Below are 21,442 nucleotides of genomic sequence, written 5' to 3'. Positions count from 1 at the left end.
CGACAGCCATGGCTGAGGCCCAGAACATCCCGGTGGGCTCCACCACCGCCGGCTCGATCGCGGTCGCCGCGGAGTCGACCGTCGCCACGCGCATGAGCGCGCCCCCCTCCTTCGACGTGGCGGACTTCCCCGTCCCGCACGGCCGTGAGGAGGAGTGGCGGTTCACCCCGCTGGAGCGCCTGCGCGGTCTGCACGACGGCACCGCCGTCGCGAACGGCGACGGCGTGAAGGTCGACGTCCAGGCCCCCCAGGGCGTCACCGTCGAGGCCGTCGGACGCGACGACGCCCGGCTCGGCAAGGCCGGCACCCCGGCGGACCGCGTCGCCGCCCAGGCCTACTCGGCGTTCGAGAAGGCCTCGGTCGTGACCGTCCCCAAGGAGACCGTCCTCACCGAGCCCATCCGTATCTCGGTGCACGGCGAGGGCGGCACCGCCTTCGGCCACCAGGTGATCGAACTGGGTGCCTTCGCCGAGGCCGTCGTGGTCATCGACCACACCGGCGACGCGGTGCTCGCCGCCAACGTCGACTACGTCCTGGGCGACGGTGCCAAGCTCACCGTCGTCTCCGTCCAGGACTGGGACGACAAGGCCGTCCACGTCGCCCAGCACAACGCGCTCATCGGCCGCGACGCCTCCTTCAAGTCCGTCGTCGTCACCTTCGGCGGTGACGTCGTGCGGCTGCACCCGCGCGTGCAGTACGCGGGCCCCGGCGGCGAGGCCGAGCTGTTCGGCCTGTACTTCACCGACCAGGGCCAGCACCAGGAGCACCGCCTCCTGGTCGACCACAACGTCCCGCACTGCAAGTCGAACGTCGTCTACAAGGGCGCGCTCCAGGGTGACGACGCGCACGCGGTGTGGATCGGCGACGTGCTCATCGAGGCCAAGGCCGAGGGCACGGACACGTACGAGATGAACCGCAACCTGGTTCTCACGGACGGGGCGCGCGTGGACTCCGTACCGAACCTGGAGATCGAGACCGGCGAGATCGTCGGCGCCGGCCACGCCTCGGCGACCGGCCGCTTCGACGACGAGCAGCTCTTCTACCTCATGGCCCGCGGCATCCCGGAGCACGAGGCCCGCCGCCTGGTGGTCCGCGGCTTCTTCGCCGAGCTGGTCCAGCAGATCGGCCTCCCCGACATCGAGGAGCGCCTGATCGCCAAGATCGAGGAGGAGCTGGAGGCGGCGGTCGCATGACCTTCGTACGCGCCTGTGGACTGGGCGAGCTGGAGGAGGACACCCCGAAGCGGGTGGAACTCGACGGCACGCCCCTGTCCATCGTGCAGACCGAGGGCGAGGTGTTCGCGATCCACGACATCTGCTCGCACGCGAACGTCTCCCTGTCGGAGGGCGAGGTCGACGACTGCCACATCGAGTGCTGGCTGCACGGCTCGCGCTTCGACCTCCGTTCCGGCAAGCCCGACGCCCTCCCGGCGACGCGCCCCGTCCCCGTTTACCCCGTACAGATCGATGGGGACGACGTACTCGTCTCCCTCACCCAGGAGTCCTGAGGCATCCATGGCAACGCTTGAAATCCGAGACCTGCACGTCACCGTCGAGGCCGACAACGCCACGAAGGAGATCCTCAAGGGCGTCGACCTCACCGTGAAGCAGGGCGAGACGCACGCCATCATGGGCCCCAACGGCTCCGGCAAGTCGACCCTCGCCTACTCCCTCGCGGGTCACCCGAAGTACACCATCACCAGCGGCACCGTCACCCTCGACGGCGAGGACGTCCTGGAGATGTCCGTCGACGAGCGCGCCCGCGCCGGCCTGTTCCTCGCGATGCAGTACCCGGTCGAGGTGCCGGGTGTGTCCGTGTCGAACTTCCTGCGCACCTCCGCCACCGCCATCCGCGGCGAGGCCCCCAAGCTGCGCACCTGGGTGAAGGAGGTCAAGGAGGCCATGCAGCGCCTCAACATGGACCCCTCCTTCGCCGAGCGCAACGTCAACGAGGGCTTCTCCGGCGGTGAGAAGAAGCGCCACGAGATCCTCCAGCTGGAGCTCCTCAAGCCCAAGATGGCGATCCTCGACGAGACCGACTCCGGTCTGGACGTCGACGCCCTGCGCGTCGTGTCGGAGGGTGTGAACCGCGTCCGCGAGACGGGCGAGGTCGGCACCCTGCTGATCACGCACTACACGCGCATCCTCCGCTACATCAAGCCCGACCACGTGCACGTCTTCTCCGGCGGCCGGATCGTCGAGTCCGGCGGCGCCGAGCTCGCCGACAAGCTGGAGAACGAGGGCTACGAGGGATACACGAAGGGTGGCGCATCCGCGTGACATTGCTGCCGGGCCTCCTCGACACAGAGGCGATCCGCAAGGACTTCCCCATCCTGGACCGCCAGGTCCACGAAGGCCGGAAGCTCGTGTACCTGGACAACGCGGCGACCAGCCAGAAGCCGCGCCAGGTGCTGGACGCTTTGAGCGAGTACTACGAGCGCTACAACGCCAACGTCCACCGCGGTGTGCATGTGCTCGCCGAGGAGGCCACGGCGCTGTACGAGGGCGCGCGCGACAAGGTCGCTGAGTTCATCAACGCGCCGAGCCGCGACGAGGTGATCTTCACCAAGAACGCCTCCGAGTCGCTCAACCTCGTGGCGAACATGCTGGGCTGGGCCGACGAGCCCTACCGCGTGGACTCCGAGACCGAGATCGTCATCACGGAGATGGAGCACCACTCCAACATCGTGCCGTGGCAGCTGCTCGCGCAGCGCACGGGCGCGAAGCTGAAGTGGTTCGGCCTCACCGACGACGGCCGCCTGGACCTGTCGAACATCGAAGAGGTCATCACCGAGAAGACGAAGATCGTCTCCTTCGTGCTGGTCTCCAACATCCTCGGCACCCAGAACCCCGTCGAGGCGATCGTGCGCCGCGCCCAGGAGGTCGGTGCGCTGGTGTGCGTCGACGCCTCCCAGGCCGCGCCGCACATGCCGCTGGACGTGCAGGCCCTGCAGGCCGACTTCGTGGCCTTCACCGGCCACAAGATGTGCGGCCCGACCGGCATCGGCGTCCTCTGGGGCCGCCAGGAGCTGCTGGAGGACCTGCCCCCGTTCCTCGGCGGCGGCGAGATGATCGAGACGGTGTCGATGCACTCCTCGACGTACGCCCCGGCGCCCCACAAGTTCGAGGCGGGCACGCCTCCGATCGCCCAGGCGGTCGGTCTCGGTGCGGCGATCGACTACCTCAACTCGATCGGCATGGACAAGATCCTCGCCCACGAGCACGCGCTCACCGAGTACGCGGTCAAGCGGCTGCTGGAGGTCCCCGACCTGCGCATCATCGGCCCGACCACGGCCGAGGACCGCGGCGCGGCGATCAGCTTCACCCTCGGGGACATCCACCCGCACGACGTGGGCCAGGTCCTCGACGAGCAGGGCATAGCGGTCCGGGTCGGCCACCACTGCGCGCGGCCGGTGTGCCTGCGCTACGGAATTCCTGCGACCACGCGAGCGTCGTTCTATCTGTACTCCACGCCGGCCGAGATCGACGCGCTCGTCGACGGCCTGGAGCACGTACGGAACTTCTTCGGCTGAGGGGCGTGCTAGACGGTGAAACTGGACTCCATGTACCAGGAAGTCATCCTGGACCACTACAAGAACCCGCACGGGCGGGGCTTGCGGGATGGCGACGCCGAGGTGCACCACGTCAACCCGACGTGCGGTGACGAGATCACGCTGCGCGTGAAGTACGACGGCACCACGATCGAGGACGTCTCGTACGAAGGCCAGGGCTGTTCGATCAGCCAGGCGAGCGCGTCCGTACTGAACGACCTCCTCGTCGGCAAGGACCTCTCCGACGCGCGGAAGATCCAGGAGACCTTCCTGGAGCTGATGCAGTCCAAGGGGAAGCTCGAGCCCGACGACGCGATGGAGGACATCCTGGAGGACGCGGTCGCGTTCGCCGGGGTGTCCAAGTACCCGGCCCGGGTGAAGTGCGCCCTGCTGAGCTGGATGGCCTGGAAGGACGCGACGGCCCAGGTGCTGGGCGGAGCCGACGCCGAGAAGGAGACGACGGCATGAGCGAGACCGTTGAGATGAAGCCGGCCTCGGAGGAAGAGGTCCGTGAGGCGCTGTACGACGTCGTCGACCCCGAACTGGGCATCGACGTCGTCAACCTCGGCCTGATCTACGGCATCCACATCGACGACGCGAACATCGCGACGCTCGACATGACCCTGACCTCGGCGGCCTGCCCGCTGACGGACGTCATCGAGGACCAGGCGAAGTCCGCCACGGACGGCCTCGTGAGCGAACTGCGCATCAACTGGGTCTGGATGCCGCCGTGGGGCCCCGACAAGATCACGGACGACGGGCGCGAGCAGCTGCGTGCTCTCGGGTTCAACGTCTGAGATCCACTGACGCGCGTGAGGGCGGCACCCGGTCCGGGTGCCGCCCTCACGCATGTTCAGTCCAGCCCGGACACGATCTGGAACGACGCGTCCGCGTAGAACTGGTGACTGTTCTCGAAGGGGTCCAGGCGGAGCTGGAAGTTGCGGTGGCGCAGGAAGCGGCCCGGGTAGTTGACCGACTCCAGCGTGAGCGTTCCCGAGCGGGACCAGACGCGGGGACAGAACGTGGCGTCCTGCCGGAAGAGGGACGAGCCGTCGTTGCTGTTCGCGACCAGGACGAAGCTGCGGTGGCGCAGGTAGCGGCCGTCCGCGGTGGTGAAGGAGTAGCAGGAGGAGTCGGAGAGACCGGCGACGCGCTGGAAGGTGGCGTCCTCGCGCTGCTCGGGACCCGATCCGATCCGGTCGAGGCGCACATAGCCGTCGCGCACCCGCCAGTAGCGGTCGGAGAAGTTGACCGAGCGTATGGATATGCCGTGGGAGGACGGGGGCTTCGGCTCCTTCGACGGAGCGGGGGACGCCTTCGGCGGCTTCGGGGCCTTCTTCCGGGGTGTCGGGCTCGGGGAGGCGGTGGGAGCGCTGCTGGTCGGGGTGGGGGACGGATGGGCGCGGTCCGCTCCGGCCTTTTCGGCGCCGCCCTTGGACGGCGTCGCGAAGGAGATCAGGCCGCCCGGGGCCGAGCTGCTGAGGGTGGTCGGCTCCGCCGCCCGGTTCTCCTGCTCTCCGGACTCCTGGTCCATCACGGTGACGGCCGTGAGGCACGCGGTGATCGTGGCCAGGGCCAGCGCGCCCGCCAGCCAGAGCCTTCGCGTGCCCGGAGCCCGGGTGGTGTCCGGGGCCCAGCCGCTCTCCCAGGGGCGGTCCTGCGGCGGCCGGGACTTCTGTTCTGACATGCGCTGTTCCTCCGGCGGGGCACCCTTGACGGCGGCGCAGTTGTGGTGGCCCGGTGTGTGATCGGTGGACACCGTAGTGGACTGGTGGGGCGCCTGTGGCTCATTTGGTGAGAGCGGTTTCTCTCCGATATCCGGGGCGCCGTTGTGTACGGCTGTACAGATGTTGTGTACGCTCGTACACATGGGTTATCTGCTGCTGGCCGGTGCCATAGCCGCCGAAGTGGGCGCGACCACCGCCATGAAGTACAGCGACGGGTTCAGCAGGCTCGGCCCCTCGCTGCTCACGCTCGTCGGCTACGTCCTCTCCTTCGGGCTGCTCGCGCAGACCCTGAAGACCGTGTCGGTCGGCGCGGCCTACGCGATCTGGGCCGGGGTCGGCACCGCCGCCATCGCCACGATCGGGATCGTCTTCATGGGGGAGGGCATGACCGCCGCCAAAGCTGCCGGGATCGCGCTGATCATCGTCGGGGTCGTGGTGCTGAACCTGGGAGGTGCGCACTGATGCCCAGGCGGCACGACCCCGAGCGGCGGCAGCGGATCATCGACGCGGCGATCCGGGTCGTCGGCTCCAAGGGCATCGCCGGACTGAGCCACCGCAGCGTCGCCGCCGAGGCGGACGTGCCGCTCGGCTCCACGACGTACCACTTCAGGACCCTCGACGAGCTGATGGTCGCCGCGTTGCGGCAGACCAACGAGGGCTTCGCCAAGATGGTCGCCTCGTGCGGCGGCCTGGAGGATCCCCGGGCCGATCTGGCCGCCGAACTCGCCGGGTGGATCGGCGAGTGGCTCTCCGGTGACCGTACGGGTGTGGAGCTGGAGTACGAGCTGTACCTGGCCGCCCTGCGCCGGCCGGCCCTGCGGCCCGTCGCCGCCGAGTGGGCCGAGGGCGTCGCCGAACTGCTGTCCCCGCGAACGGATCCCGTCACCGCGCGCGCACTGGTCGCGGTCGTCGACGGCATCTGCCTGCAGGTGCTGCTGACGGGCGTGCCGTACGACGAGGAGTACGCGCGGGAACTGCTGGGGCGGGTGCTTGCGGGGGCGGCTGATTGAGGCGCGGTGCTTCGTGAGGGAGTCGTCCCGGGGGCCGGTGTCCGTGCTGCTGAGGGGCGGCTTCGGGGGGTGGATACCGCCCGTCCCGTGAGACGGCCCCGCACGGGTTCGCATCCATCGGCGTCCGCCGGTTAGGTTGCCCTCATGACCGACACGACTGCTCCTCGCACCACCGGCGCCGTGGCCGCCGGCCTCGCCACGATCGCCGCCGACGGCACCGTTCTCGACACCTGGTTCCCCGCGCCCGAGCTCGTCGCCGAGCCCGGCCCGTCCGGCACCGAGCGGCTGTCCGCCGAGCGTGCCGCGGAGCTGCTCGGCGGTGGCGCGACCGCGGCGATCGGCCCGGACGCCCGCCGGGGCGTCGAGGTGGTCGCGGTCCGCACGGTCATCGCCTCGCTCGACGAGAAGCCGATCGACGCGCACGACACCTACCTGCGCCTGCACCTGCTCTCCCACCGCCTGGTCAAGCCGCACGGCCAGAGCCTGGACGGCATCTTCGGCTTCCTCGCCAATGTCGCCTGGACCTCGCTCGGTCCGGTCGCCGTCGACGACCTGGAGAAGGTGCGGCTCAACGCCCGCGCCGAGGGCCTGCACCTCCAGGTGACCTCCGTGGACAAGTTCCCGCGGATGACGGACTACGTGGCCCCCAAGGGTGTCCGCATCGCCGACGCCGACCGGGTCCGCCTCGGCGCCCACCTCGCCGAGGGCACCACCGTCATGCACGAGGGCTTCGTCAACTTCAACGCCGGCACGCTCGGCACCTCGATGGTCGAGGGCCGCATCTCCGCCGGTGTCGTGATCGGTGACGGCTCCGACATCGGCGGCGGCGCCTCCACGATGGGCACCCTCTCCGGTGGCGGCAACGTCATCATCTCCATCGGCGAGCGCTGCCTGATCGGCGCCGAGGCGGGCGTCGGCATCGCCCTGGGCGACGAGTGCGTCGTCGAGGCCGGCCTCTACGTCACCGCCGGCACCCGTGTCACCATGCCCGACGGGCAGATCATCAAGGCCCGCGAGCTGTCCGGCGCCTCCAACATCCTCTTCCGCCGCAACTCGGTCACCGGCACGGTCGAGGCCCGCCCGAACAACGCGGTGTGGGGCGGCCTGAACGAGATCCTCCACAGCCACAACTGACGGCCCCACGGCGATCCGTGCGGCCCGTACGTCCCGTACGGATGACCCGGCGTGACCTCGCGGTGGTTTTGGCAGATGAACGGGTGGACGCAGTGTCCGATCAGACGCCGAACCGACGAAAGAAGGACCGGGGCATGAGGAACGAGCGAGGGCGGACCGTGGGGCGCGGGCTGGCCGGGGTGGCCGCGGCGCTGGCGGTGTGCTGGCTGCCGGCGGGCGCCGCGCACGCCGACGAGACCAACACGGACTCCCACAACGGCCACCGGGTCGCTCTGATCAACGCCGGTCAGATCGACGACCCGGCGGAGGACGTGCTGGAGCACACGCTGCTGTTCGGCGACGGGTACGCCTGGAACTGAACCGGCAGAGAAGACGGGACGGCCCGTGCCGCAGGCGACTGCGGCACGGGCCGTCCCCTTTGGTGATCATCGTCAGAGGGTGCGGCCGAAGGGTGTCGTCATGGGGGTAGTGTCGGCCTGCTGACTGTGTAGCTCCACTTAAATCTGCTACCTGGTGATGTTAAGTGATACTACGAGGTATGACGGAGCCGGGCGGGTACTCGGGGGTTCCTACTTCTTCGAGAGGAGGCGGAACACCGTGACCGGAACCATGGACCATCGGGTCGTGCACGACGAGCACCACTCCGTGGGCGAGCTCGTCAATCAGGCCGCCGAGCAGGCCTCCCGGCTCGTGCGGCAGGAAGTGGCGCTCGCGAAGGAAGAGCTGGCCGAGAAGGGGCGGCGGGCGGGGCGTGGCGGCGGGCTGCTCGGTGCGGCGGGTGCCGTCGCGTACGCCGGGTTCCTCGCGCTGGCCGGTGCGGGTGCCGCCGCGCTCTCGCTGGTGCTGCCCGTGTGGGCCGCCGCGCTGATCGTGATGGGGGTGCTGTTCGTGATCGCGGCCGTGCTGGCGGCAGTCGGGCGGGGGCAGCTGCGGCGGGCCGCGCCTCCCACGCCTGAGGCAGCGATCGGCAGCGTCAAGGCGGACGTGGAGGAGATCAAGGGAAGGGCGCATCGATGACGAAGCCGACGGGTGGGGCCAAGGGACCCGATGAGCTGCGGCGGCAGATCGAGCAGACGCGGAGTGAACTCGGGAACACGGTGGAGGAGTTGGCCGGGAAGGCCGATGTGAAGGGGCGTGCGCTGGCGCGGGCCGCCGATCTCCGGGACAAGGCCGGGGCGGTCACGGTGCAGTTGCGCAGCAGTGCGGCGCAGGCGGGCCACGTGGTCCAGGACCGGGCGGCGCATGCGGGGCCCGGTCCGGTGCGGACGGTCGTGCAGGCCGGGATGCGGCATCCGGGGCCGGTGCTCGTGGCCGGGGCGGCCGCGGGTGTGGTGGCTGTCGGGGTGCTGCGCTGGAGGTACGTGCACGGGCATCACTGAGTGCCGGGGCCTGCGAACGTCCGGGGCGCCGGCCTGCCGAACCTCCCTTGACCTCAAGCTTGGTCGAGGTTGAAGAGTGGGGTGTGCAGGCAGTCGGCGCACACAACTGGAGCGTTCCATGACCCGTCGGACCGAACAGCACCCCGACCCCACCGACTCTCGCATCGGTGCCCCCATCTTCAGCACCTGGCGGGTGGGAACCCCCGAGCGGCAGCGGCTGGCCGCAGAGGCGATCGGGCGGACCTGGGAGCGGCGGCCCTGGCCGACCTCCGATCTGCTGGGGTACCACGTGTACGCCGGGCAGGACGGATCCACGCTGATGCACTACTCGCAGTGGAGCAGCCCACAGGCCTTCGAGGCGTTCGTGAAGGTCCACCGGCAGGAGCGCGTCGACGAGATCGACACCGCCGTGCCGGGGATCGAGCGGGTCGGACTCAGGCGCTACCGGCGGTACCGCAGCCGGGAGCGGGCCGCAGGGGAGACGCGGGTGCCCGGGCACGTCGTCACCGTACGGATCGATTTCGAGGCGGGCGGCGAGGGGCGCCGGGAGGAGTGGGCCGACCTGGTGCTGAAGGCCGTCGAGGACGACCCGGAGGGGCACGCCGGGCTGCTGTCCGCTCATTTCCACCTGAGCGCGGACGGCGGGCACGTGCTGAACTACGCCGAGTGGGAGAGCTCCGAGGCCTACGACCGGGCGCTGGCCGCTCCGTCGACCGACGCGTGGGAGCGGGTGCGGACGTATCCCGGGGTGGCGGGGTTCACCGGCAGCCGGTACACGCACGTTCTGGGGCTGCTGCCAGGTTGAGCCAGGAGCCGTGGGCCGGCCGGACGGGATGTCCGGCCGGCCCCGGGCCGCTTACGGGCGGAACCGCAGGATCTGCGGGTCGTGGTCGCTGATCTGGTCGTGGAACTCCGCGTTGACGTGCACGCTGTCGTACTCGAAGTCGCAGTCGCGGCGGATCGACGGGCTGATCAGGATCTGGTCGAGGACCTGGCTGTTGCCCTGGTAGACGTACGAGTAACGCTCGTTCCTGGGCAGCGACTTGATCGCCGACCAGAGTTCGCCGCGGCCTTCGAGGAGCTGCGCGGTCTTCGAGAACTCGAAGTCGTTGATGTCGCCCAGCGTGACGACGTCCGCGTTCTTCTGGGTGTCGAGGATGTCCTTGACGAACGCGTTCACCAGGGTGGCCTGCCGGTGGCGCTGCGTCTCGGAGCTGCGCGACGGCGGCTGGTACTGGGAGGTCAGACCCTGGTCGCCGCCCTTGGAGTTGAAGTGGTTGGCGATCACGAAGACCGAGCGGCCCCGGAAGACGAACTCGCCGGCCAGCGGCTTGCGGCTGTTCTTCCAGGCCTCGTCGGCGGGGGCGACACGGCCCGGGCTGAGCGTCAGGTGCGCCTTGCCGCGGATCTTCGTCACGGCGGTGGCCGTCGTGGCGTCACCGCCCGCGCGGTCCGCGAAGGAGACCCGCTCCGGGTTGAACAGGAACGCCTGGCGGATGTTGCCGCCCGGCTCGCCGCCGTCGGTGCCGTCGGCCGGGTCGATCGAGCGCCAGTCGTACTTCGGGCCGCCCGCCGCGACGATCGCGTCGATCAGCTTGGTCAGCGTCTGGTCGGCGGCGACCGTTCCGTCGTTCTTCGCGCCGTTGTTGTCCTGGATCTCCTCCAGCGACACGATGTCCGGCGACTTCAGGTTGTTCACGATCGCGGCGGCGTGGGCGGCGAACGTGTCGTCGGCCGGGTCGAGGTTCTCGACGTTGTAGGTGGCGACCGCGAGTTCGGACGAGCGCTGCTTGCGGGTCGTCTCCCGCTCCAGGCCCGCGCTCTTCAGGGTGCCCAGCTCGCTCGCGACGAGGGTGTAGCCGCCGAACTGGTTGTAGTCCAGGGGGCCGGTGGTGCTGCCCGTGAGGGTGTCGCCCACGTTCGCCTTCGGGAAGTCCGCCGTCGCGCCGAGGGACTGGATCTGGAGGCGGCCCGTGTTCTGCGCGTCGTAGGAGCCGTAGACCGTGCCGCCGTGGCGGTTGCGGTTCTCGTGCGGCTTCACCGTCACCCAGAGCTCGGTGTACGGGTCCGTGGCGCCGACGACGCGGGTGTCGGTGACCCGGACGGACATGCCCTCCAGCGCCTCATAGTGGTCCAGGGCGTACTTCGAGGGCTGCAGGGGGAGCGCGTTGACCGAGCCGCCCGCGGCCGTGTCGCCGGCGGGCGCGTAGGCGGCGGGAACCGAGCGCGAGGTGATCGCCGCGGCGGCGGGCAGCGCGTTGCCACTGGAGACGACCGTGGTCGTCGGCTTGGTGATCTCCGTCACCGACTGGTTGCCGGAGGTCGCTCCGCCGGGGACGTACTCCGTGACCGTGCCGCTGACCGTGACGGAGTCACCGACGGCAACCCCCTTCGGGACGGAGCTGGTGAAGACGAAGACGCCCTCGCTGGTCGCCGGGTCGGCGTCCGGGGCCGGGTCCTGGATCCAGAAGCCGCGGGACGAGCCGTAGGTCCGGATGCCGGTGACGATTCCGGCCACGTCCGTGACCTGCTTGCCGGCGTACGGGGATATCCGGGTGCTGCCCTGGATGTCGTGGATGCGCACCGACTCCGCGTGCGCGGGGCTGGTGAGGACGATCGTGGATGCCGCGGAGCACGCGGCGGCGACGGTGAGCGCGGCGAGACGCGCGGACGACTTGCTCGGCAACGGGATTCCCTCCGGGGACGTGACAGGGCGCCGGGACGAGGGCGGAAAGGATGAATGGCTGACTGCCGCTACCTGTGGGGCGGATGCGGTGACGCGCGTAGAGCGCGGTGGACGGGTGGACCTGGTGGGGCCGGCCCGGTGAACAAGTGTCCGCCGACTTCTACGCGCGTCAATCTCCAGCCTGCTCACGCCACTTGTCAAGGTTTCGGCCATGTACGGCAGCCGACGGGGAGATGAAGTGGGCGGCATGGGTGGAAATCCGTCTAGGCTGAGCGGTTGAGTCACCTGAGGCGCGCTAGGAGAAACAGCCGATGTCAGACAGCTCCCCCCTGCCGCCGGTGCGGCTGCACACCGAAGCGGAGCTGGCGCGCGACGCGCTGTCCACACCGTTGCTGTCCCGGGCCGCCCGGCTCGCCCGCTGGGCCGGGCCGGACACCCGCGTCGACGCCGGGGGAGGGCTCGTCGACGAGCAGCTGCCCGCGGCCGTCGAGGCGCTCGGGCTGAGCGGGGACGACGCCGCCGCCGACGCGAGCGAGGCATGGCGGGTCGCCGTGGACGCCGGGCTCGTCGAGGTCGTCGACGAGGACGAGGGCACCGTTGCGGCCGGTGAGGACCTGGCCCTGCTCACCGGTGGCTCGCCGCAGGACGTGCTCACCGTGTGGCTCTCCGCCCTGGAGACCGTCCTCGCCGACGCGAGCGTGCCCGACCTGGACGGGCTCGTGGACGAGGACGGCGAGGTCGACCTCTCCGCCCTCGACTGGGACCCCGAGGGCGAGGCCGAGTTCCTCGACGGCGTGCTCGGCAACCTCTACCTGCTGACCGCCGGTGAGGGCACCCCCGGCGCCCCCGTGCCGCTGCCGGCCCTGGCCGCCTCGGTGATCGTGCCCAGCGACATGGGCGAGCCCACCAACGACGTCCTGGAGCAGGTCTCCGACGCGATGATGCGGCTGGACGACCAGTTCCGGATGCTGGAGCCGGTGGGCTTCGTCGCCTACCAGCCCGTCGACGAGACGCTCATGGCCGACGCCGACGAGGAGCCCGCGGCACCCGTCGACGACACCGACGTCTCCCGGTACGGCATGGTCCGGCTCACCCCGCTCGGGCTGTACGGCATGCGCGCGCGGCTGCTGGAGGCCGGGTTCGAGGCGCCCGCCGTCGGCGACCTCGCGGACAAGGGGGCCGACGCGCTGCTCGACGGCACGGCGGAGTTCCCGCCCGCGGCCGCGCAGGCGGAGACCGAGCAGTGGCTCCAGCGGCGCGAATCGCTCGCAGCGGCAAGGGAGTTGCTGGCGGCGGCCCGGGGATCGGACGCCGGGGCGCCGTTGCGGCGGCTGCGGTGCCAGCAGGCCCTGTCGCTCGTCGGTGCCTCGGCCGAGCCGGCCTTGCGGGAGGTCCTCGACGACGCCGAACTGGGCGGGCTCGCCCGGGTCTGGCTGACCGAGCACGGGGCGGTGGACGTGCCCGCGCCGTCCGAGGCGATGGTGTACTGGCTGACCATCGACACGGTGGCCGCGCAGCTGGCCGCGGAGGGGAACTCCGAGGAGCTGCGGGCGCTGGTGGAGGGGCTCGCGCGGCAGCACGGCGGGTTCTTCGACGCCGTGTGGCGAGTTGATCACCCGGCCACGGCCGATGTGCTGGAAGCCATGGGGCGGTTGCATCCCGACAAGAAGGTGGCGAAGGAAGCGCGGAAGGCGGCGTTCAAGGCGCGGTCGCAGCAAGGGGGCTGAGCTGTCCGGCGGGTGCGGCGCCGTCGTGGCTTATCGCGCAGTTCCCCGCGCCCCTGGGGTGTTGTTCAACTGGTGTTCACGGATGAGCGGGACGGTTTCGCCGAACGAGGTCCGCCACCCTCCACGGCATATCCACCGTCACAGGAGACACCATGTCGCTCACCCGCAGGGACTTCGCCAGAACCTCCGCGATCACCGGTGCCGGTGTCGCGCTGGCGGGCAGTGTCGGCGCCCTCGCCACCGCGCCGAACGCCCTGGCGTCCTACGACACCGACACCGACAGCGCGGGCGACGAGGCGGTGGACGCCCGGCACGGGGTCGGCTACGGCCCGCTGGTCCCCGACCCCAAGGGCATCCTCGCCCTGCCCGCCGGCTTCACGTACCGGATCATCACCTACAGCGGCAGGACGAAGCTGGAGTCCGGTGAGCCCACGCCGTCCAACCACGACGGCACGGCCACCTTCGACGGCCCGCGCGGCACCACCCTGCTCGTCAACAACCACGAGCTGAAGGGCCCGCGCGCCAACTGGAAGTACCCGGTACCGCTCACCGAGGGCCTCGTCTACGACCCGGCCGCGGCCGGCGGCTGCACCGTCGTCGAGGTGCGCCCCGACGGACGGGTCGCCGAGTGGGTCGGCATCGCCGGCACCTCCACCAACTGCGCCGGCGGCAGCACACCCTGGGGCACCTGGCTGACCTGCGAGGAGAACTCCGACAAGGCCGGCGTCAACGGCATGACCAAGGACCACGGTTATGTGTTCGAGGTCGATCCGTGTGACCGGCGCGCCAACCGCAGCCCCAAGCCGCTGAAGTTCTTCGGCCGCTACGACCACGAGGCCGTGGTCATCGACCCCAAGCGCGGTCACGCCTATCTCACCGAGGACGCCTCCGGCCCCAACGGCCTCTTCTTCCGCTGGACCCCGCCCAAGGGCTTCGAGTACGGCCCCGGCAAGTTCCGCGCGCTCGCCGACGACGCCGGTGTCCTCCAGGCCCCCAAGTGCTTCGACTCCGGCGGCACGTTCGTCGACGACCTGTCCCGCGCCACGAAGACCGGCACCGTCTACGGCGTCGACTGGGTGGACGTCCCCGACCGCGACGCCCGTACCGCCCCCGTGCGCAAGCAGTTCGCCGACGGCGAGGTCACCCGAGCCCGCAAGCTGGAGGGCATGTGGTGGGGTGACGGCGGCGCCTACATCGTCTCCTCCTACGCCCGCGCGGAGAGCCCCGTTCAGCACGACGGTCAGGTGTGGTTCTACGACCCCAAGCGGCGCACGCTGACGCTCAAGGTCCTGCTCGGGGTGAACCCCGACCCGTCGAAGGACGGCGCGTTCGACGGCCCCGACAACATCACCGTCTCCCCGTACGGCGGCATCGTGCTGGCCGAGGACGGCGAGGGCGTCTCGCACCTCTTCGGCGCCACCGAGAGCGGCCGCACGTACCCGATCGCCCGGAACGACCTGAACGTCGGCACCGAGGAGGAGCCGGAGTACAGCGAGTTCGCCGGGGTCACCTTCTCGCCCGACGGCAAGACCCTCTACGCCAACATCCAGGACCCGGGAATCCTGCTCGCGATCACCGGCCCCTGGAAGCGCCAGAAGCGGTCATAAATTCGCTCGCAGTTCCTCGGGCGCGCCTCCTACAGTGAGATCACAACGTCACGCACCTCCCGGTGCGATGGCAGCGGCTACTTCTCTTCCAAAGAATCCGACGCCGCCGCCGACTTGATCTCGGGAGGCGCAGCATGTGGTGGGTGCCCGGTGCGAAGGCAACGGTTACTTCCTGGGATCGGAGGGTTGCGGGTTCGAGTCCCGTCAGCGACTTCGGGTCGCTGTAGCTCAATGGGTAGAGCATCTGAATTAGTCCGTCGCCGACTTCTGACCTCGGGCACCCACCTCTTTTCCCTGCATGCAGCGTCTCCCCCGGAAACACGAATGAATTCGGGGGAATTCACCATGGCGCGATTCAATTCCAAGGCAGCCCGCGCGCGTCCCGTCTCGCGCGTGACGTCCACGGGACGTGTGCTGCGGACGTACGAGGGCGGCCGGGGCCGCGAGCGGGACGCCCGCTCCGAACTCTTCCTGCTCTCCGTATCCAACTTCGTCTCCCAGCAGACCTTCTACGAGACCGGCGCCGACCGTGACGACCGGTTCCAGCGGCTCGTGCGCGAACTCGCCGTCACCGACCCGGAGTGGACGGCCGGCCTGCTCGGCTGGCTGCGCGGCCCGGGCAACCTGCGCACCGCCTCGGTCGTCGGCGCCGCCGAGTACGTCAAGGCCCGCCTGGACGCCGGTGCGACCGACGGCCCGTCCAACCGGCAGGTCGTCGCCTCCGTCCTGCAGCGGCCCGACGAGCCCGGCGAACTGCTCGCGTACTGGACCGCGATGTACGGCCGGAACGTGCTGAAGCCGGTCAAGCGCGGCATCGCCGACGCCGTGCGCCGCCTGTACCACGGCAAGGCGCTGCTGAAGTACGACACCGCCTCCAAGGGCTACCGCTTCGGCGACATCCTCAACCTCGTGCACGCCGCCCCGGACCCGGGCAAGCCGTGGCAGGGCGAGCTGTTCCGGTACGCCCTCGACCGCCGGCACCACCCGGACACCGCCGTGCCGCCCGCGTCCGACCACGTTCTCAGCGCGCACCGCGAGCTGATGGCGCTGACCGTGGAGGAACGGCGTGCGGTCGTGACCGCCGAGGGCGGTGCCGAGCGGCTGGCCGCGGCCGGCATGACGTGGGAGGCGCTGGCGGGCTGGCTGCAGGGGCCGATGGACAAGGCCGCCTGGGAGGCCGTGATCCCGTCCATGGGGGCCATGGCTCTCGTGCGCAACCTGCGGAACTTCGACGAGGCCGGGGTCTCGGACGAGGTGGCCGAGCGGGTCGCCGCGCGGATCAGCGACCCGGCGGAGGTCGCGCGCTCGCGGCAGTTCCCCTTCCGGTACCTCGCCGCCTACCAGCACGCGCCGTCGCTGCGCTGGTCGTACGCGCTGGAGCGGGCGCTCGGCCACTCGCTGGCCAACGTGCCCGCGCTGCCCGGCCGGACGCTGGTGCTCGTGGACCGCTCGGGCTCGATGTTCTGGTCGCGGCTGTCCGACCGCTCGGAGCTGACCCGGGCCGACGCGGCGGCGATCTTCGGTACGGCGCTCGCGCTGCGGGCGGAGCGCGCGGACCTGGTCGAGTTCGGCTCGACGAGCGCCCGCGTGAAGTTCCGCGAGGGCGAGTCGGTGCTGAAGGTCCTCGGCCGCTTCGGCGACCTGGGCGGCACCGACACCACGGAGGCGGTGCGCCGGCACTACAAGAAGCACGACCGGGTGCTGATCGTCACCGATGAGCAGTACACGCACCACCACCGGGGCGACCCGACCGAGCAGATCCCGGCCGACGTGCCGGTCTACACCTGGAACCTCGCCGGGTACCGGGCGGGCCACGGCCCGTCGGGCACGGGTAACCGGCACACGTTCGGGGGCCTCTCGGACGCGGCTTTCCGGATGGTTCCGCTGATCGAGGCCTCCCGGGACGCCGACTGGCCCTGGGCGGCCTGAGAGACCGTGGCCCGCACCGCGTGGGGAGTGCGGGCCACGGTTCTGTGTGCGGTCCTGTGCGCGGCTCTTGTTGAAGGCCATACTGACATCTAACATTTCAGTTCATGGAAGCCATCCGGCCCGTGCCCCGCACCCTGCTCAGGGACCGTGCGTACGCGGCGATCCGGGACGCCATCGTCGCCGGGGAGATCGAACCCGGCGCGGTGGTGCGGGACGCCGACCTCGCGGAGCGGCTCGGACTGTCGCGGGCACCGGTGCGCGAGGCGTTCTCCCGGCTGGTGGACGACGGGCTGCTGGAGAGCAAGCCGCAGAGCTACACCCGGGTCACCCCGCTGGTGGCCGCCGACGTCCGGGACGCCGCCGCCGTGGTCGGGGCCCTGCACGAACTCGTGACGAGGGTCGCCGTCCCCCGGCTGACCGCAGCGCACATCACGGCGATGCGCGCGACCAACGAGCGGTTCGCCGCGGCCGTGGGTGCCGGAGACGTGGACGCGGCGCTCGGGGCCGATGACGAACTGCACGACGTCCTCGTCCGGGTGAGCGGCAACCGCGCCGCCGCCGCGACCGTCGCCCGGTACACCCCGCTCATCCGCCGCCTGGAGCGACAGCGCTTCGCAGAGGGCGGCAGCTGCCGGTCGGCCGGGCTGCACGAGCGGTTGATCGACGCCTGCGCGGCCGGTGACGTGGACGGGGCGGTCCTCGTCACGGCGGAGATCTGGCGGGGGCTGGAGGAACTCGCCGACTGAGCCCGGCCGGCCCGGCCGAGACCGATCGAGACCGACCCGGGAGGACTCATGTCCCTTTCCTCGTACGAGCGTTACCCCCTGCTCTTCGGGCCTTCGCCCGTCCACCCCCTGGAGCGGCTCACCGCGCACCTCGGTGGTGCATCCCTCTGGGCCAAGCGCGAGGACTGCAACTCCGGTGTGGCGTACGGCGGCAACAAGACCCGCAAGCTGGAGTACCTGGTCGCCGACGCGCTCGCCCAGGGCTGCGACACGCTCGTGTCGATCGGGGGCGTGCAGTCCAACCACACCCGCCAGGTCGCGGCCGTCGCCGCCCGGGCCGGACTCAAGTGCGTGCTCGTCCAGGAGAGTTGGGTGGACTGGCCCGACGCCGAGTACGACAAGGTCGGCAACATCCTGATCAGCCGGCTCGCCGGGGCCGATGTGCGGCTGGTGAGGGCCGGGTTCGGCATCGGCTTCAAGGAGAGCTGGGAGCAGGCGCTCAGGGAGGTCGAGGAGGGCGGCGGGAAGCCCTACGCCATCCCGGCCGGTGCCTCCGACCATCCGCTCGGCGGCCTGGGCTTCGCCGGGTGGGCGTACGAGGTCGCCGAGCAGGAGCGGGAGCTGGGCGTCTTCTTCGACACCGTCGTGGTGTGCTCGGTGACGGGCTCGACCCAGGCCGGCATGGTCGCCGGGTTCGCCGCGCTGGAGGAGGCGGGCGGGCGGCCCCGGCGGGTACTGGGCGTCGACGCCTCGGCGAAGCCGGCCGCGACCCGCACCCAGATCGCCCGGATCGCGCACGGCACCGGCCGGCTGATCGGCGTCGAGCGGGAGCTGACAGAGAAGGACGTCGAACTCGACGAGAGGTACCACGCGGGCGTCTACGGCGTTCCCGACGAGGCGACGCTCGCGGCGATGCGGCTCGCGGCCCGGACCGAGGGGATGGTCACCGACCCCGTCTACGAGGGCAAGTCCATGGCCGGGATGATCGACCTGGTGTCGAGGGGCGAGATCGGCCGCGACTCCACGGTGCTCTACGCCCACCTGGGCGGGCAGCCGGCGCTGAACGCGTACAGCGCGCTGTTCTGATCGCCGGTCCGGGCCGCGTACGGGAATCATCCGGAGGGCCGCCGGGTTGTCGCGGTCACCCGAACTCCTGGAGGAGCCCTCATGTCCGAAGAGCCGGCCGTTCGCGAACTCCGCCTGGTCGTGACCGCCGAGGACTACGACGCAGCGCTGCACTTCTACCGGGACGTGCTCGGGCTGAGAGAGCAGGGCGCGTTCGCCTCGGAGGACGGGCGGGTCACGATCCTCGACGCCGGGCGGGCCACCCTGGAGCTGACCGACCCCCATCACGCCGCGTTCATCGACGAGGTCGAGGTGGGGCGCCGGGTGGCCGGGCACATCAGGGTCGCCTTCCAGGTGGACGACTCGGTTGCCACCACGGCGAAGCTGGCCGGGGCGGGGGCCGAGGTCGTCGCCGAGCCGACCCGCACCCCCTGGAACTCCCTCAACTCGCGGCTCGAAGCCCCCGGTGCGCTTCAGCTGACGCTGTTCACCGAGCTCGGCGACTGACCCGCGGACGGTGGGTGCCGGGTCGGGGGATCGCTGCGGCTTCGCCTTCCCGTGGGGTGGGTCGGGGCCGCGCCGGGGTGTCCGTCCTCGGAACAGCGCGATGGGGTTGCGTGCCGACTGACTGGCGTTGACGCGCCAACCGCTGCGGGCGGACACCCCCGGCACCGCCCCTTCTCGCCGTGCGCGGGTGCGGGCCGGTGGTCGCGTCGGAGCCGGGGGATATCCGGAGGGTGTCCGTCCGGCTTCCCCTGCCGGGCGGGCCGCGGTGCCGGATACAGTGCTGGACGTGTGGACGGACAATCAGCGTGCGGAGCCGAGTGCCGAGCGGCCCGACGGTGCGCGGCGCCGGGCCACGATCCACGACGTCGCACGCCTGGCCGGGGTGTCCCGCCAGACGGTCTCCCGGGCGGTCAACGACAAGGGTGAGATCGACCCCGGCACCAAGGAGCGGGTCCTGGAGGCGGCGCGGCTCCTGGACTACCGGCCGAGCCGTTTCGCGCGCGGACTCGTCCAGAAGGGCGCGGTGACGGCCGGCCTGGTCATCCCGGACCTGCGCAACCCCTTCTTCCCCGAGGTGGCCGCCGGAGTGCTGGAGGCGGCCGAGCAACGTGGGTGGCAGGTCGTCGTGTGGGACTCCCGGCTCGACGAGGCCAGGGAGCGGGAGGCGCTCGACGTGCTCTCCCACCAGGCGGACGCCGTCGTGGGCTACTTCAAGGACCCGGACGACGTGCTCACCCGGCACCTCGGCGGTGTGCCGCTGGTGCTGCTGGAGCGCGGCCCGCAGCAGACCCGGTTCGCGGCCGTGGGCATCGACGCTGCCACCGGTGTCGAGCAGGGCATGAACCACCTGTTCCGCGCGGGGCACCGCAGGATCGGCATGCTGGACGGCGTGCACGGGCCCGGCCCCCGCAGACAGGCCTTCCTGGAGCAGGCGCGGCGGCTCGGCCTGCCGGCCGACGAGAGCTGGGTCGTGGTGTGCCCCGAGCACAGCGTGGCGGGCGGTGAGGCCGGCATGGAACGGCTGCTGGCCCAGCGGCCCGAGATCACCGCGGTCTTCGGCTTCAACGACCTGATCGCCATCGGGGCGATGCGCGGTGCTCGCCGCAGCGGCCGGAGCGTTCCGGACGATCTGGCCGTGCTCGGCTTCGACGGCCTCTCGCTGGGCGAGCTGGTCGAACCCGCCCTGACCACCCTGCACATCGACAAGCGGCAGCTGGGACGGCTGGCCGTGGAGCAGGTGGCCCGGCTGCGCGCGGGCGAGGAGCCGCTGCGGGGCGCCGACGCCTGGGTGACGCCCGAACTCGTGGTGCGCGACTCCGCCTGACGTCCCGGGCCACCGGCGGCTCGACGGCAACGCTCACGTGAACGTTCGTCACCATCGCCGAGTTCGGCTGGGCCGGTTCGCTGAAAGCGCTGATCATCCCGGCGCGGCCAACGCCTTCGGCATCTTCTGGATGCGCCAGTACGCGCAGAACTCGCTGCCCGACGAACTGCTGGACGCCGGGCGCATCGACGGCGCCGATGATCGACCCGGAGAAGGTCACGCTCCAGGTGGCACCGGCGAACCTCGACGTCCTCTACAACGCGGACCACGCCCTGGTGATGGCCGGTGCGCCGATGAGCGTCATCCCGCTGATCGTGGTGTTCCTGTTCGGGGCGCGGCACTTCCTGCGGGACCTGGCGGCCGGGGCCATGAAGGTGTGAGGGCGGGCCCCGGGTCCGGCCTCTCGGTAAGGTGCGGAGTAGGTCCCGGTCGGTGAGGAGTGGTCGCGTGGTGCAGGTCAGGCCCATGCGGGCGGACGCCCGGCGCAACTACGAGCGGTTGCTGACGGTCGCCGTGGAGGCCTTCGCCGAGCACGGGGAAGGCGCGTCCCTCGACGACATCGCCAAGCGGGCCGGGGTCGGCTCCGGCACGCTGTACCGGCACTTCCCGACCCGGCGGGCGCTGCTGGAGGCCGCCTACCTGGACCGCGTCGAGGCGCTCGCGGCCCGGGCCGACGCGCTCGCCGCCGAACTGCCGCCTGGCGAGGCGCTGGGGGAGTGGCTGTACGAACTGGGCGCCGGGATGATCCGCATGCGGGGGCTGAAGGCACTGCTGGGACCGGCTGTCACCGACTCCGGCTCCCTCGTGAACACGGCCTGCGGCGACCCGGTCAAGGCCGCGGCGGGGCGGCTGGTCCGGGCGGCGCAGGAGGAGGGCACGCTCCGGCGGGACGTCGAGCCGGTCGACGTGCTGCGGCTGGCGCACGGGGTGGCGACGGCGTCGGAGCTGGCGGACGGGGAGGGCCGGCACCTCCGGCGGTATCTGACGCTGCTGATGGAGGGGCTGGTGGCGGGGCGCCGCTGACGGCCGAGCGGGACGCCGGACGCCCCCTGGGCAGGGGGCGTCCCGTCGG

24 protein-coding genes are annotated in these 21,442 nt (G+C 71.0%); 22 read left to right on the top strand and 2 right to left on the bottom strand.

Annotated elements, in window-relative coordinates; genetic code table 11:
- The first annotated feature begins 8 nt into the window (after nucleotides 1–8).
- Genes sufD through HNR57_RS27485 form a run of 6 tightly spaced genes read left to right on the top strand, consistent with a single transcriptional unit; the run spans nucleotide 9 to nucleotide 4,347 of the window.
- Nucleotides 9–1,193: a Fe-S cluster assembly protein SufD gene (gene sufD, locus HNR57_RS27510; RefSeq protein ID WP_184563983.1), complete on the top strand. Its 1,185-nt coding sequence runs from the start codon at nucleotides 9–11 to the stop codon at nucleotides 1,191–1,193.
- A complete protein-coding gene (locus HNR57_RS27505; RefSeq protein WP_030852669.1) occupies nucleotides 1,190–1,507 on the top strand; it encodes a non-heme iron oxygenase ferredoxin subunit in 318 nt (105 codons plus the stop codon). The genes sufD and HNR57_RS27505 overlap by 4 nt, the downstream gene beginning before the upstream one ends.
- Before the next feature lie 7 nt (nucleotides 1,508–1,514).
- A complete protein-coding gene (gene sufC, locus HNR57_RS27500) occupies nucleotides 1,515–2,279 on the top strand; it encodes a Fe-S cluster assembly ATPase SufC (protein WP_184563981.1) in 765 nt (254 codons plus the stop codon).
- Nucleotides 2,276–3,532: a cysteine desulfurase gene (locus HNR57_RS27495; protein WP_184563979.1), complete on the top strand. Its 1,257-nt coding sequence runs from the start codon at nucleotides 2,276–2,278 to the stop codon at nucleotides 3,530–3,532. Before sufC ends, HNR57_RS27495 begins: the two co-directional genes overlap by 4 nt.
- A gap of 15 nt (nucleotides 3,533–3,547) precedes the next feature.
- A complete protein-coding gene (gene sufU, locus HNR57_RS27490; protein ID WP_033310795.1) occupies nucleotides 3,548–4,018 on the top strand; it encodes a Fe-S cluster assembly sulfur transfer protein SufU in 471 nt (156 codons plus the stop codon).
- Nucleotides 4,015–4,347 carry a metal-sulfur cluster assembly factor gene (locus tag HNR57_RS27485; RefSeq protein ID WP_028809645.1) on the top strand — a complete coding sequence of 111 codons (333 nt, stop codon included), beginning with the start codon at nucleotides 4,015–4,017 and terminating at the stop codon, nucleotides 4,345–4,347. The genes sufU and HNR57_RS27485 overlap by 4 nt, the downstream gene beginning before the upstream one ends.
- A 56-nt stretch (nucleotides 4,348–4,403) precedes the next feature.
- On the opposite strand, the gene HNR57_RS27480 is transcribed toward HNR57_RS27485, so the two are convergent.
- A complete protein-coding gene (locus tag HNR57_RS27480; RefSeq protein WP_184563977.1) occupies nucleotides 4,404–5,237 on the bottom strand; it encodes an AbfB domain-containing protein in 834 nt (277 codons plus the stop codon).
- A gap of 181 nt (nucleotides 5,238–5,418) precedes the next feature.
- Between HNR57_RS27480 and HNR57_RS27475 the strand changes: the two genes are divergently transcribed.
- The 7 genes from HNR57_RS27475 (at nucleotide 5,419) to HNR57_RS27445 (ending at nucleotide 9,605) form a co-directional block, all read left to right on the top strand.
- Nucleotides 5,419–5,739, top strand: a complete 321-nt coding sequence (locus HNR57_RS27475) for a DMT family transporter (protein WP_184563975.1) — start codon at nucleotides 5,419–5,421, stop codon at nucleotides 5,737–5,739.
- Nucleotides 5,739–6,287 (top strand): TetR/AcrR family transcriptional regulator, encoded by a 549-nt coding sequence (locus HNR57_RS27470; protein WP_184563973.1) that lies wholly within the window; start codon nucleotides 5,739–5,741, stop codon nucleotides 6,285–6,287. The genes HNR57_RS27475 and HNR57_RS27470 overlap by 1 nt, the downstream gene beginning before the upstream one ends.
- Nucleotides 6,288–6,431: 144 nt before the next feature.
- A complete protein-coding gene (dapD, locus tag HNR57_RS27465) occupies nucleotides 6,432–7,421 on the top strand; it encodes a 2,3,4,5-tetrahydropyridine-2,6-dicarboxylate N-succinyltransferase (RefSeq protein ID WP_184563971.1) in 990 nt (329 codons plus the stop codon).
- Between the two features lie 134 nt (nucleotides 7,422–7,555).
- Nucleotides 7,556–7,780: a hypothetical protein gene (locus HNR57_RS27460; protein ID WP_184563969.1), complete on the top strand. Its 225-nt coding sequence runs from the start codon at nucleotides 7,556–7,558 to the stop codon at nucleotides 7,778–7,780.
- A gap of 238 nt (nucleotides 7,781–8,018) precedes the next feature.
- Nucleotides 8,019–8,438, top strand: a complete 420-nt coding sequence (locus tag HNR57_RS27455; RefSeq protein WP_184563967.1) for a phage holin family protein — start codon at nucleotides 8,019–8,021, stop codon at nucleotides 8,436–8,438.
- Complete coding sequence (locus HNR57_RS27450) at nucleotides 8,435–8,800, top strand: DUF3618 domain-containing protein (protein ID WP_184563965.1); 366 nt, start codon at nucleotides 8,435–8,437, stop codon at nucleotides 8,798–8,800. Before HNR57_RS27455 ends, HNR57_RS27450 begins: the two co-directional genes overlap by 4 nt.
- Before the next feature lie 118 nt (nucleotides 8,801–8,918).
- Complete coding sequence (locus HNR57_RS27445; RefSeq protein ID WP_184563963.1) at nucleotides 8,919–9,605, top strand: antibiotic biosynthesis monooxygenase; 687 nt, start codon at nucleotides 8,919–8,921, stop codon at nucleotides 9,603–9,605.
- Nucleotides 9,606–9,656: 51 nt separating this feature from the next.
- Here the strand turns inward: HNR57_RS27445 and HNR57_RS27440 are convergent, their stop codons facing one another.
- Nucleotides 9,657–11,486, bottom strand: a complete 1,830-nt coding sequence (locus HNR57_RS27440; protein WP_184563960.1) for a DUF8508 domain-containing protein — start codon at nucleotides 11,484–11,486, stop codon at nucleotides 9,657–9,659.
- Nucleotides 11,487–11,797: 311 nt separating this feature from the next.
- Here HNR57_RS27440 and HNR57_RS27435 point away from each other — a divergent pair, with 311 nt between their 5' ends.
- The 9 genes from HNR57_RS27435 (at nucleotide 11,798) to HNR57_RS27395 (ending at nucleotide 21,393) form a co-directional block, all read left to right on the top strand.
- Nucleotides 11,798–13,213: a hypothetical protein gene (locus tag HNR57_RS27435; protein ID WP_184563958.1), complete on the top strand. Its 1,416-nt coding sequence runs from the start codon at nucleotides 11,798–11,800 to the stop codon at nucleotides 13,211–13,213.
- A 152-nt stretch (nucleotides 13,214–13,365) separates the two neighbouring features.
- Complete coding sequence (locus HNR57_RS27430) at nucleotides 13,366–14,820, top strand: alkaline phosphatase PhoX (RefSeq protein ID WP_184563956.1); 1,455 nt, start codon at nucleotides 13,366–13,368, stop codon at nucleotides 14,818–14,820.
- A gap of 345 nt (nucleotides 14,821–15,165) precedes the next feature.
- Nucleotides 15,166–16,749, top strand: a complete 1,584-nt coding sequence (locus tag HNR57_RS27425) for a TROVE domain-containing protein (protein ID WP_184563954.1) — start codon at nucleotides 15,166–15,168, stop codon at nucleotides 16,747–16,749.
- 104 nt (nucleotides 16,750–16,853) lie between these two features.
- Complete coding sequence (locus HNR57_RS27420) at nucleotides 16,854–17,495, top strand: GntR family transcriptional regulator (protein ID WP_184563952.1); 642 nt, start codon at nucleotides 16,854–16,856, stop codon at nucleotides 17,493–17,495.
- Between the two features lie 48 nt (nucleotides 17,496–17,543).
- Nucleotides 17,544–18,560 (top strand): 1-aminocyclopropane-1-carboxylate deaminase, encoded by a 1,017-nt coding sequence (locus HNR57_RS27415; protein WP_184563950.1) that lies wholly within the window; start codon nucleotides 17,544–17,546, stop codon nucleotides 18,558–18,560.
- Between the two features lie 81 nt (nucleotides 18,561–18,641).
- Complete coding sequence (locus HNR57_RS27410; protein WP_184563948.1) at nucleotides 18,642–19,046, top strand: VOC family protein; 405 nt, start codon at nucleotides 18,642–18,644, stop codon at nucleotides 19,044–19,046.
- A gap of 286 nt (nucleotides 19,047–19,332) precedes the next feature.
- On the top strand, nucleotides 19,333–20,370 hold the full coding sequence (locus HNR57_RS27405) for a LacI family DNA-binding transcriptional regulator (protein ID WP_184563946.1): 1,038 nt from the start codon (nucleotides 19,333–19,335) through the stop codon (nucleotides 20,368–20,370).
- Nucleotides 20,371–20,567: 197 nt separating this feature from the next.
- Entirely contained in the window at nucleotides 20,568–20,750 is a 183-nt protein-coding gene (locus tag HNR57_RS39805) for an ABC transporter permease family protein (RefSeq protein ID WP_246555031.1), read from the top strand.
- A 67-nt stretch (nucleotides 20,751–20,817) separates the two neighbouring features.
- On the top strand, nucleotides 20,818–21,393 hold the full coding sequence (locus tag HNR57_RS27395) for a TetR/AcrR family transcriptional regulator (RefSeq protein ID WP_184563944.1): 576 nt from the start codon (nucleotides 20,818–20,820) through the stop codon (nucleotides 21,391–21,393).
- Nucleotides 21,394–21,442: the final 49 nt, after the last annotated feature.

This window comes from Streptomyces paradoxus, from assembly GCF_014202475.1.
In the GTDB taxonomy this organism is placed as follows: domain Bacteria; phylum Actinomycetota; class Actinomycetes; order Streptomycetales; family Streptomycetaceae; genus Streptomyces; species Streptomyces paradoxus.
This window is presented reverse-complemented; position numbering and strand designations above follow the sequence as displayed.